Origin of the sequence: Sphingomonas sp. JUb134 (assembly GCF_004341505.2) — a bacterium.
In the GTDB taxonomy this organism is placed as follows: domain Bacteria; phylum Pseudomonadota; class Alphaproteobacteria; order Sphingomonadales; family Sphingomonadaceae; genus Sphingomonas.
Map to the genome: position 1 here is coordinate 2,187,131 of NZ_SLYP02000001.1, position 12,896 is coordinate 2,200,026.

The 12,896-nt window shown below is 66.3% G+C and carries 10 protein-coding genes; 2 read left to right on the top strand and 8 right to left on the bottom strand.

Translation table 11 applies throughout. The features are described from left to right. Positions 1-9 precede the first annotated feature (9 nt). Positions 10-1,347, bottom strand: coding sequence for a dicarboxylate/amino acid:cation symporter (locus EDF69_RS10095; RefSeq protein WP_132883767.1), 1,338 nt, complete (start codon positions 1,345-1,347; stop codon positions 10-12). Between the two features lie 228 nt (positions 1,348-1,575). On the opposite strand from EDF69_RS10095, the gene EDF69_RS10100 reads away from it, so the two are divergent. Next, the gene (locus EDF69_RS10100) at positions 1,576-2,502 is read left to right on the top strand and encodes a DUF808 domain-containing protein (protein ID WP_132883768.1); all 927 of its coding nucleotides are present in this window, start codon (positions 1,576-1,578) and stop codon (positions 2,500-2,502) included. A gap of 25 nt (positions 2,503-2,527) precedes the next feature. On the opposite strand, the gene EDF69_RS10105 is transcribed toward EDF69_RS10100, so the two are convergent. Genes EDF69_RS10105 through EDF69_RS10115 form a run of 3 tightly spaced genes read right to left on the bottom strand, consistent with a single transcriptional unit; the run spans position 2,528 to position 6,762 of the window. Beyond that, positions 2,528-4,015 carry an efflux transporter outer membrane subunit gene (locus EDF69_RS10105; protein WP_132883769.1) on the bottom strand — a complete coding sequence of 496 codons (1,488 nt, stop codon included), beginning with the start codon at positions 4,013-4,015 and terminating at the stop codon, positions 2,528-2,530. Between the two features lie 10 nt (positions 4,016-4,025). Next, a complete protein-coding gene (locus EDF69_RS10110) occupies positions 4,026-5,582 on the bottom strand; it encodes an MDR family MFS transporter (protein WP_132883770.1) in 1,557 nt (518 codons plus the stop codon). Then, complete coding sequence (locus EDF69_RS10115) at positions 5,575-6,762, bottom strand: HlyD family secretion protein (protein WP_132883771.1); 1,188 nt, start codon at positions 6,760-6,762, stop codon at positions 5,575-5,577. Before EDF69_RS10115 ends, EDF69_RS10110 begins: the two co-directional genes overlap by 8 nt. 88 nt (positions 6,763-6,850) lie before the next feature. Here EDF69_RS10115 and EDF69_RS10120 point away from each other — a divergent pair, with 88 nt between their 5' ends. Continuing rightward, a complete protein-coding gene (locus EDF69_RS10120) occupies positions 6,851-7,336 on the top strand; it encodes a MarR family transcriptional regulator (protein WP_165890037.1) in 486 nt (161 codons plus the stop codon). Here EDF69_RS10120 and EDF69_RS10125 read toward each other — a convergent pair. From EDF69_RS10125 to EDF69_RS10140, 4 genes are all read right to left on the bottom strand, one after another. Further along, positions 7,333-7,707: a response regulator gene (locus EDF69_RS10125; RefSeq protein ID WP_132883773.1), complete on the bottom strand. Its 375-nt coding sequence runs from the start codon at positions 7,705-7,707 to the stop codon at positions 7,333-7,335. The genes EDF69_RS10120 and EDF69_RS10125 overlap by 4 nt on opposite strands. Next, a complete protein-coding gene (locus EDF69_RS10130; RefSeq protein ID WP_165890038.1) occupies positions 7,707-9,488 on the bottom strand; it encodes a PAS domain S-box protein in 1,782 nt (593 codons plus the stop codon). Before EDF69_RS10130 ends, EDF69_RS10125 begins: the two co-directional genes overlap by 1 nt. A gap of 105 nt (positions 9,489-9,593) precedes the next feature. Then, positions 9,594-11,210, bottom strand: a complete 1,617-nt coding sequence (locus tag EDF69_RS10135) for a mechanosensitive ion channel family protein (protein ID WP_339538219.1) — start codon at positions 11,208-11,210, stop codon at positions 9,594-9,596. Positions 11,211-11,297: 87 nt separating this feature from the next. Continuing rightward, positions 11,298-12,854 carry a phospholipase D family protein gene (locus EDF69_RS10140; protein WP_239555420.1) on the bottom strand — a complete coding sequence of 519 codons (1,557 nt, stop codon included), beginning with the start codon at positions 12,852-12,854 and terminating at the stop codon, positions 11,298-11,300. Positions 12,855-12,896 lie beyond the last annotated feature (42 nt).

Genomic DNA, 12,896 nt, shown 5'->3' on the forward strand with positions numbered 1-12,896 from the left:
TCCCCGCCGTTACGCTGCAGGGATGGTGGCGGGATCGACCTCGTCGACGCGCGGCATTTCGCCACGCATCGCCGCATCGAACCGCTCCCGGTCGAGCGCACCTTCCCAACGCGATACCACCACCGTCGCGACCGCGTTGCCGATGAAGTTCGTCAGGCTGCGGCACTCGCTCATGAAGCGGTCGACGCCCAGGATCAGCGCCATGCCGGCGACGGGCACCGAAGGCACGATCGAGAGCGTCGCTGCAAGCGTGATGAACCCCGCGCCCGTCACGCCGGCCGCGCCCTTGGAAGACAACATCGCGACGCCCAGGAGCAGCAGCTGCTCGCCCAGCGACAGGTGCACGCCCGTCGCCTGCGCGATGAAGAGCGCAGCGAGCGTCATGTAGATGTTGGTGCCGTCCAGGTTGAACGAATAGCCGGTCGGCACCACCAGCCCGACGACCGACTTCGGGCAGCCGGCGCGCTCCATCTTCTCGATCAGGGCGGGCAGGGCGCTTTCGGACGACGAGGTGCCCAGGACGAGCAGTAGCTCGGTCTTGAGATAGCCGATCAACCGCAGGATCGAGAACCCGCACAGGCGGGCAACGATGCCCAGCACCCCCAGCACGAACAGCAACGAGGTGAGGTAGAAGGTCGCCACCAGCATCGCGAGGTTCGCAAGCGTGCCGAGGCCATAGGCGCCGATGGTGAAGGCCATCGCGCCGAATGCGCCGATGGGCGCCGCCTTCATGACGATCGACACGAGCTTGAAGACGACGACCGACACCTGGTTCACCAGGTCGGTGATCCCCTTGCCGCGATCTCCGACGAGCGCGAGGCTCACCCCGAACAGGATCGAGACGAACAGGACCTGGAGGATGTTGTCCTGCACCATCGCGGAGAAGATGGTGTCCGGGATCATCGCCATCAGGAAGCCGATGAGCGACGTCTCATGCGCCTTGGCGGCGTAGCCAGCGACTTTGGAGGGATCGAGGGTGGCGGGATCGATGTTGAGCCCCGCGCCCGGCTGCACGACGTTCGCCACGACCAGGCCGACGATCAGCGCCATGGTGGAGAAGAACAGGAAGTAGGCGAATGCCTTGGCGGCGACTCGCGCCACTGAGCCGAGGTCGCGCATGCCCGCGATCCCCGACACGATGGTCAGGAAGATCACCGGTGCGATGATCATCTTCACCAGCTTGATGAAGGCGTCGCCCAGCGGCTTCAACGCGGCACCGGCCTCCGGGACGAAGTGGCCCAGCATGACGCCTGCGAAGATCGCCGCCAGCACCTGCACGTACAGGTGCGCGTACCACGGACTGCGCGAGACCGGCTGTTCACCGGGGGCGGGGGAGGGCAACATCATGAACCTTTCATCTTCTTCCTGCAGTCCCACCCGCAGGCGGTCGAGAGGCCAGGCCGGATGAACGTTCCGGCAGTCCTTCACAACAGCGATAATCTTTATCGGTGAATGGCCGAACATTGCTGATGCCGACCCGTTCCCACCTCTCGCTGATCTCTCCATCCCGCAGCGCGCTTGAGCAGGCGCCACTTCCCCGGCTAGGCACGGCTTCCTCTTGTTACAGGTGAGCACATGCCCGGTGGACTGGTTGCCCTTCTCGACGATGTTGCTGGCCTCACCAAACTGGCTGCGGCGTCGCTGGACGACGTCGGTGCCGCAGCCGGAAAGGCGGGATCCAAGGCCTTGGGCGTGGTGGTCGACGATGCCGCGGTCACCCCGCGCTATGTCACCGGCCTGACGCCCCAACGCGAACTGCCGATCATCGGCAAGATCGCCCTTGGCTCGGTGCGGAACAAGCTGCTGATCCTGCTGCCTGCGGCACTGCTGCTGAGCGCCTTCGCCCCTTGGGCGATTACGCCGTTGCTCATGCTGGGGGGCGCTTTCCTCTGCTTCGAAGGCGCAGAGAAGGTGCTTGGTGCGATCAAGGGCGAGCATCATGATGCGGCGCCCGTCGAGGAAGGCTTCGTCGATGCCAGCGCGCTCGAGAAGGCGAAGGTCGGCGATGCGGTTCGGACCGATCTGATCCTGTCTGCGGAGATCATGGCGATCGCGCTTGCCGACGTGGCGGAGTCCTCGATCCTCACCCAGGCGCTGGTTCTGGTGGTGGTCGGCCTCGCGATCACGGTCGGCGTCTATGGCGTCGTGGCTCTGATCGTGAAGCTGGACGACATCGGGCTGCACCTGGCCCAGCGGTCTTCATCCGGCGTGCGCGCGCTTGGACGCGGCATGGTCAAGAGCATGCCCGTCATCATGCGGGTCCTGTCCGTCGTCGGAACCGCGGCGATGCTGTGGGTCGGCGGCGGCATCCTGTTGCACGGAGCCGAGGTGCTCGGCTTCGCGGCTCCGGCGGAGTTCGTCCACCATCTCGCCGAAGCCGTCCATCACGCGGTGCCGCTTGGCGGCGTCGTGGCATGGTTTCTGACGGCGTTGTTGTCGGGCGTGCTGGGTGTGGCCGTTGGCGCGATCATCGCCACCGCGGTCCACAAAATCCGCCACTGAGAACGACCCGGGAAGCCGCGCCCGTTTAGGGCGCGGCAGCCGTGGGGGCGGACCAGCCGAGGCCGAGCGACTTCTGGAGCGCGACATAGTCGGTGGTGAGGCCGGCGGTGGCGACGGACAGCTGCTGCTCGGCGGCGACCCGTTGGCGCTCCACGTCGAGCGTGTCGATCAGCGTAGCGGTGCCTGCGCGGAAACGCTGCTGCATTAGCGTCGAGGCACGGTCTGCCGATGCCTTTGCCCGCACCAGGCTGACGAGCGTCTGCCGCCGCGCACCGAAGCGGGCAAGCGCGTCTTCCGCATCGCGAAGCGCGCCGAGCACCGCCTGGCGATAGCTTGCCTCCGCCTCGTCGCGCTCGCCCTCAGCCTGTTCGACGCGAGCGCGTCCCCGGCCGAAATCCAGCAGGTTCCACTGGAGCATCGGGCTCGCGAGGGTGAGCAGATTGTCCGGATCGACGACGTCGGCGATGGAGGTGCCGCCTAGGCCGAGCATGCCCTGAAGGTTCAGGCTCGGGAAGCGTGCTGCCTCCGCGACCCCCACCCGCGCGGTGCGCGATGCAAGCTGGCGCTCCGCAGCGCGAATGTCGGGGCGGCGTTGAAGCAGCGACGCCGGGTCGCCCACCGCAACCTGTGCCGGCACCAGCGGGATGGGGGCAGGAGCCTTCAAGGCATCGTCCAGCGCGCCCGGAGCCTCGCCGACCAGAACGGCGAGGGCGTTCAGGTAGCTCGCCACTTCCGCGTTGAGCGGCACGAGTTCGGCATCGGTGTTCTCGACCTGAAGGCGGAGGCGCTCGACGTCGAGTGCCGAAACGGTGCCGCGGGCGTAGCGCTCTTCGGTCAGGCCGAGGATCCGGCGCTGCATCTCGGAGGAGCGCTGGGACAGCGCAACGCGCGCCTGGCGGTCCCGCAGCGCGACATAGGCCTGCGCCACCTCGGCGGTAAGCTGCACCTGAGCATCCGCCAGATTTGCTTCGGCACCCTCCGCGGCCGCGCGCGCCGCTTCTACCGTGCGGCGCCGGCGGCCGAACAGATCGATTTCCCAGCTCGCGTCGAATCCCAGATTGAAGAAGTCCACGCCGATGCTGTCGCCGTCGGCAATGCCTTCGCCCGCGCCCGCGTCGGGGGTTTCGCCGTCGCCGGAGCCGTCGGTCAGCGAACCCAGGTCGATACCGGGGAGCTCTGCATGCAGGTAGCTGCCGCTGGCGTTGGCGCTCGGCAGGCGGTTTGCGCGCTCAAGGCGCAGTGCGCCACGAGCCTGACGGACGCGGGCCTGGGCGACGGCGATGGACGGATTGGCTGCAAGCGCGCGCTGCTCGAGCGCATCGAGCTGCGGATCCCGAAGGGCCGTCCACCAGTTCGCGACGCCGGGCACGGCCGCCGCCTGCACCGCGTTCGTCGCCCGGACGAACCCTGCACCGGGAGCGCGCGACGGCGTGACGGGCGGGCCTGCGTAATCGGGCCCCATGGTGCAGGCGGCGAGCGACAGGGGAAGGACGAGAAGGGGCAGAGTGCGCATGAGCGAGCCTCTAGTGACCAGCGGCAAGGGAGACGCCCTTGGGAAGCGGGCGGAGGAACAGGACCAGCGGCATGACGAACAGAATGCCGACGGCAAGCAGCCAGAACAGGTCATTGTACGTCATGACCAGTGCGTCGCGCTGGATCGTCTGGGCGACCGTGCGCAGGGCGGCGTCGGGACTGCCCAGCGCCTGGCCCAAGCCGGCGAGGTAGCTTTGCACATCGACCGAGTTGGCGTTGAACGTCTCCTCGATGCGGCGCATGTGAAGCCAGTTCCGCTGATCCTGGAGGGTCGCGATGGCGGCGAGCGCCAGCGAGCCGCCGATGTTGCGCGCGGCGTTGAAGATGCCCGCGGCGTCGCCTGCATATTGCGGGCTCACCGAGGAGACCGCGGCTTGGTTCAGGAACAGGAAGCCGAGGATGGTACCCACGCCCCGCAGCAACTGCGAGTCGACGAACGCGCTTCCGGTGGACTCTGCGGTGAGTGCTGTGTCGATCCAGCAGCTGGCCGCCAGGATCGCCAGACCGGCGCCTACTGCGATCCGAATGTCGATGTGCCGGATCATGAAGGGCGTGAACGGCATCAGGATCATGCTGGGGATACCCGACAGCAGCACGATCTTCCCTGACTGGAGGGCATTATAGTCGGCGATCGCCGCCAGGAACTGGGGGATCACGTAGGACGTCCCGTAGATCACCATCCCGATGACGACGCCCATCAGGGCTACGCTGCCGAACTGGCGATCCAGCAGGAGGCGCAACCGGATCACCGGCCGCTGGGCGAGGAACTGGCCAGCGAACAGGAGGACGAAGCCGAGGATTGAGACGGCCGTCAGCTGGAGGATCTCGCTGGACTGGAACCACTGCTCCCGCTGTCCTTCCTCCAGCACGACGGTGAGCCCGCCGAGCCCCAGGGCCAGGCCGATGATCCCGAGCCAATCGGCCCGGAGCAGGTCGGCGAGGTGCGCCTTCTGATGCGGAAGGCCGATCAGCAGCAGCGTCACGAGCAAGACGCCCACCGGCAGGTTCAGGAAGAAGGCGTAGTGCCAGCTGATGCTTTCGGTCAGCCAGCCACCGATCAGTGGCCCGAGCACCGGACCCAGGATGGCGGTGACACCGAACATCGCGGTGCCGATCGGCTGCTGGTGGGGCGGAAGCCGCGTGGCGATGATGGTCATCGCCGTAGGGATGAGCGCGCCACCGGTGATGCCCTGGCCGGCGCGGCCGATGATCATCATGGTCAGGTTGGTGGAGATGCCGCACAGCATGGAGAAAGCGGTGAACAGCACCGCCGCGAGGAGCAGCAGCGTCCGTAGCCCCAGCACCCGCTCCAGCCAGGCGGACAGCGGAATGATGATGATCTCCGCCACCAGATAGGAGGTCGCGATCCAGGTTCCCTCGGTCCCGCTGGCGCCGATCTCCCCTTGAATGGTCGGAAGCGCCGAGTTGACGATGGAGATGTCCAGGGTCGCCATAAGCGCGCCAAGGCTGCCGGCGAGCACCGCCAGCCACGCAGCGGCGTCCGCCTTTGCCGGGGTGCCTCCGGCGGCGGCGGCAGCTTTAGTCATGGCCCCGCTGCTCGTTGTAGCGTTCCTGCTCCTGCTTGATCCGGTCCCGCGCGTCACGCGCAGAGCGGGTGTCGACGGTGGGGCTCACGGACATGCCGGGAACCAGCAGTTTCAACGTCTCGGGACCGGCATCGATCGTGATACGGACCGGCACGCGCTGAACGATCTTGGTGAAGTTGCCCGTGGCGTTCTGCGGCGGCAGCACCGAGAACTGCGCTCCGGTACCGGGGGACACGCTCTCGACGCGGCCGTGGATCTCGACCCCGGGGAGCGCATCAACCTCAAGCTTCACGGGCTGACCGACGCGCATTAGGCCGAGCTGCGTCTCCTTGAAGTTTGCCTCCACATAGAGTTGCGTCGTGGGCACGATCGACATGGTTCGGGTGGCAGGCTGCAGATACTGGCCGACCCGCACGGTCTTGTCGCCGATCCGGCCGTCGATGCTGGCGCGGATCAACGTCGATCCCACGTCGCCCTGCGCGCTTTCGAGCTGCGCACGCGCGGCATTCCCCTGCGACAGCGCCTGGGCGACTTGGGCGTTCAGCGTGCCGACGCGACGGCGTGCACTGCTCAGGGCCGCTTCGGCGCTGGCGAGCTGCGCGTTGGCCTGCCGCGCTTCGTTCTCCAACTGCGCCAGGCGTTCGCGGCTTTCCGCCCCGCTCGCCGCAAGCGGCCGATATCGCGCGACCTCGGCATTGGCGAAGCCGGCGCGGGTACGAGCGGCAGCAACTTCCGCTTGGGCACGCTCGATCGCGGCGTCCTGCTCGCGGATTTGGGCGCGGACACCCTCCGCATTGGCTTCGGCCACGTCGATCTGCGCCTGGAACTGCTGAGCGCGTGCCCGATAATCGCCGGGATCGATCTGGAGCAGCGGCTGACCAGCACGGACCTGCTGGTTATCGGCGACGAACACCCGCTCCACATAACCCGCGACCTTGGGTGAGACGATCACGGCATCGGCCTGGATATAGGCGTCATCCGTGCTCTGCATGAAGCGGCCGACACTGCGATACTGGATGAACCACAGCAGCCCGCCCACCAGTACGATCCCGAGGATAATGATCAGGATGATGCGGATCATGCGCTTCTTGCGGGGAGATGGAGGACTGCTCTCGTTCTGCTCGTCCTCACGGCCCGCGTCTTGCGGCGCATCGGTCGGCTGCTCGTGTCGGTCGGCCATATACCTGCCCTGGCTATCCTAAACTGACGCGGGGACCTGCTCGCTGTTGCAGCGCAAAGCAAGCCTCTTTATGGAGGGCCCTCACAACGTGCCCGACACGGACAGCCTCGTCAGCGACTTCGGTCGCTTGTTCCTCCGCTTGCGGCGGATCGCCGACGCGCACCTGGCAGAGCAGGGCGTTTCCCTCGCGCGGATGAAGCTGCTGATGTACCTCCGGTGCGAACACAACAGCGCGCGTGCCGCCGACATCGCCAACGTTTTCGGGCAATCGCCGCGTACCGTCAGCGAGGCGATCGCCGCGCTGGAACGGGATGGACTGGTTCGACGCACCCCGGATTTGGCCGATGGTCGCGTGAAGCGCGTTTCCCTGACGACCGCTGGAGAGGCTGCTATCGCGGCGGCAGAACCGCTGAGATCGCACCTAGACCAGGCGATCTTCGGGGCCTTGGACGCGGAGGAGAGATCCCAATTCCGGCGTGCGCTCGCAAAGCTCGATCGGGTAGCGGATGCACTGGAGGCGCAGGGCGGCTTGGACGAACGCCCCGGACCCGCAAAGGCAGCGCCGAAGGCTTAGGCCGCGGCGTTCAGCTGCCGCAGGAGCTGGAACGGGTTGAACGGCTTGGTCAGGTACAGGCTGCGCTCGGGCAGTTCCGAAGCGCTGGGGCGTAATGCTCCTGAGGCGATTACCAGGGACACCGGCGGGTATCGCTCGCGAACATGGTGGGCAAGGCGCAGGCCGTCCATCGACCCCGGCATCTGAATGTCGGTGAGCACGATCGAAATGGAGGGATCTTCGTCAAGAACCGCGATCGCCTCATCGGCGTCGCCAGCCTCAAGGACGCGGTAACCGGAGGCTTCGAACAGATCGGCCAGTTCGAGCCGGAAAAGCACTTCATCCTCTACGATGAGGATCGTTCGTGGATTGATCGGCGCGCGCTGCCCCATCAGTCCGCCCGATCCGTCGCAATCGCGTCGGCAAGCGGCGCATCGAGCGTGAGAGCAACGCCCTCGGGCAAAAAGTCCAGCGTCACATGGGCTCGGAAATAGGCCTTCAGCGATCGCTCGATCATTACAGAACCAAAACCTCTTCGGGGAGGAGGCGTGACATTCGGCCCTCCCGTTTCACGCCAAGTCAGCAGCAAACGCGGATGGTCGGGGATCGGTCCGTCCGCAATCCACCATTTCAGCGCCACTTCGCCGGTTTCGTTTGAAAGTGCCCCATATTTGATCGCATTCGTGGTGAGTTCGTGGATCGCGAGCGCGAGTGCCAAGGCAGCCCGCGGATTGACCGCGACACTCGGACCATCGACCTTGATCCGACGGCTGAGCGCGCCATGCGGCCTCAGCACCGTCGCGACCAGGGCGTGGAGCTCCGCGGTCTGCCAGGAGGTCGCGGTCAGGATATCCGTCGCACGTCCCAGGGCCACCAGGCGGGCACTCACTGCTTCTCCCGCGTCCTCGAGCGTCTCGGCCTGCCGGATCGACTGGGCGGCGATCGCCTGGACCATGGTCAGGACGTTCTTGAGCCGGTGGCTCAACTCGTTGTTGAGCAGACGCTGCTGGAACCGCGCCCGCTCGATTTCACTGAAGTCCCGCATCACGGCACCATAGCCGATCAGACTGCCGTCCTGTTCCTGGACGCGAAAGCCGAGGTAGTGGACCGGGATGCGTTCACCGGTGCGGAAATGACGCAGGTTCATTTCTCCGCTCCAGCTGCCCGCGTCCCGGATCGCTGGAAGAACCTCTTCCACCAGTCGCTCGACGTCCGCCGGCCAGATGTAGTCGAGCATCCGGGTCTCGCCCACCGTTTCGGGCGAGAGGCCGACCATGTCGCAACCGGCTGGGTTCAGGAATTCCACCCGCTGGTCGAGCGACGCGACGCCGATGAAGTCGGCACTGTTCTCCACCACCCGTGCCAGCCGGTTACGTTCGCGCTCGCTCGCACGCTTGGCGGTGATGTCGCGCGCGACCAGCAGCACCTGGCCGCTCGAGTTTCCGTCCTGCAGAATCGGGCGGACCGAAACATCCCACCAGCGCAGCGAACCGTCCCCGATCCGTGCCGGGGCAGCAAAGTTGGTCTCATGACCTTCGGAGGCGGCGGCGATCGCCCCAGAAGCGCGATTGCCGTCCAGCTCCTGCCAAAGCATCCGCCATGGTGTGCCGTGGACGTCCGCATCCTCGCTCAACCCCAGGGCTCGGCGGCCGTTCTCCGTTACGAAGAGGACGTTGGCCTCGCGGTCGAGCACCACGATGCAGTCGCCCGAGCTGGAAAGAACACCGGAAAGAAAGGCTTCGCGCGCGGCGAGCTCGTCGCGTGCGAACTGCGCCTCCTGCATCAGGTGATTAACCCGCGCGAAGGAAGCGCGCAGTTCGGACGCAAGAAGTACGATGCCGACCCCCACAACCAGGAAGGCGCCGGAGGCGATCCACTGAAGCGGATTGAGGCCCAGGAAGCCGCTCGGCCCCGCGATCGACCATCCTGCCAGGACCGCCGAAAGGAGGGTTGCGTACAAGCCGACGTTGCGGCCGAAGGCCAGCGCCAGCAGCAGGATCGCCGGCATGAACAAGAGCCACGGCAGCAGCACGGTGACGAAAAGCACCCGCACCAACGTCACCAGCACGATCGCTGCGGTAGCAATTGCGAACTGCACCACCGGCGGCAGCGGGCGCCGGATCGAGAAGAAGAGAAACTGCTCGAAGAATCGGGTCAGCTTGGAAGGCGGCATAGACGGCAGCATGGTTCCGCGTGGAGGACGATCCTGCCACCGTGTTGCTCCCCTAGCGCAACGGGACGCCGGATGCGAGCCCTCGGGATCGTTTCTTACCCGTTCCTAGTTATTTAGCTCCTCGGACCCGGCTGGAGCGCGGGTGATCTTCAGCGCTTCAGGAAGGTGTAGCGCGCGGGTTGGAACGGCGAGGCTGATGCCTGCTTTCTCAAGCCGCTCCATGATGGCGAGCAAGAGGTCCTGCTTGATGTGGATCGCCTCCACGGCATCGAGCACCGCGATGTAGGAGAAGACCTCCACGTTGACCGAACTCTCGCCGAACGCCGCCAGATTGGCGCGTGCGCCGTCCTGGTCGATCTGGGCATGCTCCTTCAGCACCCCTTCGATGATCGCGATGGCTTCGCGGAGCTTGTCGGCCGAGATGCCGTATTCGAGGGCGATCACCGGCGCGAAGAGATAGCGGTCGCGCGTCGCGAAGTTCTCGATCTGGAGCGAGGCGAAATTGCCGTTGGGGATCGTCACCACCGTGCGATCATTGGTGCGGATGCGCGTGGAACGCATGCCGACGTCTTCGACCGTGCCGAGCACATCGCCGACCTTGCAGAAGTCTCCGACCTGGACGGGCCGGTCGACGATCACGGTGACGCTGCCCACTAAATTCTCGATCGTCTTCTGCGCGCCCAGGGCGAGGGCGATACCGCCGATCCCGAGGGCGGCGATGCCGGTGGTCACGTCGATGCCGAGCGTGTCCAGAATGGCGACGATCGCGAGCGCGAGGAGCAGCACCTTTGCCGAGCGGCGCAGAAGGGTGATGACGGAAACCGCCTGCCGCCGTTGCGAGCGCTGCATCCGCGCGATGATCAACCGGCTGATGGCGTCGACGAAGCGCAGGGCGAACCACGCAAGCGCCACCCAGGCAATGATGCCGGCGTATCGCAGCAGCGTCTGTCGGGCGACGATCGAGACGGGGAGCGAGTCTGCGTAGACGTAGAAGCCCACGACCGCGAGAAAGAGGCTGAGCGGCGGAAGGGCCGCGTGCGAGAAGCGGAACGTGGGGCTCTGCTCGCGATCCCGAACCACACGGCCGATGCCGAGCAGGATGAGACTGGCAAGAAGACGAAGGCCGACGAAGCTGATGGCGGCAAGCCCCAGCAGCAGCCCCCAGTCGACGAGCGGCGCGCCGGCGACGCTCGTGTCGGTGATGCTCTCCGTCTGAGCGGGGGCCGCGGGCTCCGGAGCGTGTGCGCGCAGCACCTTGATGGTCTGGGTGGAGATCCGCCAGAGTTGCTGACCTTCCCCCACATCTCCGCGGACAAGGAGGATAGGCTCCTCTTTCTCCCCGAACTTGAGCGTGCCGACCTGCTCTTGTTCAGGAGCCAGCGTATCGTCGATACGGCCCGTGGCTTCGTTCGAGAGCACGGCGAAGGGGAGCAGCGACCCACCGCTGTCGAGCGCTGACTGGAGGCGCCGCGCCAGATCAGAGGCAGCAGCGGCCGCACGCGGCGTCTTGGGAGGCGCCAATTCGAAGTAGTTGGCTGCGCGGGCGTAGTCCTGCTCGCCGAGCGCCTTCACCAGCCCGGTCACTGCCGATCGCGGCGTCTCGCGCCCATAGGTGTCGGCGAGCACTGCGGGCGTCGTGGTGTTGCCGGCGGTCTCCTGCGCCTGGGCGGGCGCGCACACCACCATGGTCAACAGCAGGGCGGCCAGGAGCCTCTTGATCACCAGCATTCACAAACCTTCTTCGTCAACTCGCCGGAAGCTCTAGGCGCCCTCGGCCTGATTGCCACGAAGCCGCGCGGACAAACGCGTTCAAAGGAGCCATTCAATCGGCAGCTTGGCGGCAGCGGCAAGGGCGAGGCGCGGGATCAGCCGCATGCCAGGCTCCTGATGATGCACGCGCCGCTCGCCTCCGTTCTCCTCGATCCAGATGAGTTCGCCGTCCGGTCCGATCCGCACCTCGTAGGCGAGGTGTGCCACCTGATCGGCGAACACATCCGCCACCTGTGCGGCGAGGACGGGGCTCTCGATGATGAAGCCGAGTTCGGTGTTCAAAGCGACCGAGCGCGGGTCCAGGTTGAACGAACCGATGAACAGGCGCTCGCGATCGACGGTGAACGTCTTTGCGTGCAGCGTCGACGCGCCCGAGCGGAGCGCTGCGGTGGAGCCGGTCCCGGAGCCCCGAAAATTGCTGGCGACACCCAGCCGGACGCCGCGACGGCGCTCCCGGCGCCGCGGCGCCGCGCGTGCTTCCCGCCGCATTTCGAACAAGCGAACGCCCGCCTGCAGCAGCCGTTTGCGGTACGGCGCATAGCCAGCATGAACGATGCCCACGTCGGTCGCCTCATAGGCGTTGGTAAGCACCGATACGGCCACGCCTTCCCGCGCAAGCTTGCCGAAGGTGCGACACCCGCGGCGGCCAGGTACGAAGTAGCTGGAGATGAGACCGAGCTCGCTCTTTGCGGTCTCGAGCGCGGCGCTCAGCTTCTCGCTCAGGAGAGCCCGTTCGTGCACGCTGCCGAGAGCCTTGGCGGGATCGTCGCTGAGCATCCGGACCTCCGCCCACTCCAGCGCAAGGCGACCCTCCACCAGCTGGTGCACGAGCGGCAGGTCGCGTAGCGCCTGGACATAGCGTTTTGCCGAAGGATCACGCTCGACGATCGACGCACGCTTGCGCAGGCGCCGTCGCTGATCCTTGCGCACGCCCGGAAGGATCCGGGCCGCGGGGTAGGAGGAGCCGCAGCACCAGTAGCGGTCAAAATCGTCGGAAACCTCCGCGACGATCGGACCGATCGCCAGTGCGTCCAGATCGGCGAACAAGCCGCCATCGGCCGCGCCGAAATACTCGTCGCCGATGTTGCGCCCGCCGACGATGGTGACGCTGTTATCGGCGGTGAAGCTCTTGTTGTGCATCCGCCGGTTGAGCCGGGGGAACTCGGTTATGTAGCCAATCGGCTTCGGCCAGCGGATCCGGAACGGGTTGAACAGCCGGACCTCGATGTTGGGATGTGCGTCGAGCGCCGCCAGCACTGCGTCGAGCCCCGAAATGCCGTTGTCGTCCAGAAGCAGTCGAACCCGCACCCCGCGTTCTGCCGCGGCATGGACCGCTTCCAGCAGCAGCGTTCCCGAGCGATCACCGTGCCAGATGTAATATTGCAGATCGAGGCTGCGCTCGGCCGCCCGGGCGAGGGCGACACGCGCGGCAAAGGCTTCTCGCGCATCGGCGAGCAGTTTGATCCCGGACGCACCCGGATGACTTGCGCTCTCTTTCGCCGCGCCGCGGGCCAGCGCGGTGTCGGCAACATCGGCGATGATCCGCGCGCTCGAGTTTTTCGGATTGGGCGGGAGGCGATTGATCCACCAAAGCAAGCCCAGACCTATGGCGCCTGCTCCGATCGATCTCGCCCAACT

Bases quoted from the DNA above. Each gene is read 5' to 3' on its own strand.
- EDF69_RS10095 (WP_132883767.1), bottom strand. From the start codon at position 1,347: ATGATGTTGCCCTCCCCCGCCCCCGGTGAACAGCCGGTCTCGCGCAGT.
- EDF69_RS10100 (WP_132883768.1), top strand. From the start codon at position 1,576: ATGCCCGGTGGACTGGTTGCCCTTCTCGACGATGTTGCTGGCCTCACC.
- EDF69_RS10105 (WP_132883769.1), bottom strand. From the start codon at position 4,015: ATGCGCACTCTGCCCCTTCTCGTCCTTCCCCTGTCGCTCGCCGCCTGC.
- EDF69_RS10110 (WP_132883770.1), bottom strand. From the start codon at position 5,582: ATGACTAAAGCTGCCGCCGCCGCCGGAGGCACCCCGGCAAAGGCGGAC.
- EDF69_RS10115 (WP_132883771.1), bottom strand. From the start codon at position 6,762: ATGGCCGACCGACACGAGCAGCCGACCGATGCGCCGCAAGACGCGGGC.
- EDF69_RS10125 (WP_132883773.1), bottom strand. From the start codon at position 7,707: ATGGGGCAGCGCGCGCCGATCAATCCACGAACGATCCTCATCGTAGAG.
- EDF69_RS10130 (WP_165890038.1), bottom strand. From the start codon at position 9,488: ATGCCGCCTTCCAAGCTGACCCGATTCTTCGAGCAGTTTCTCTTCTTC.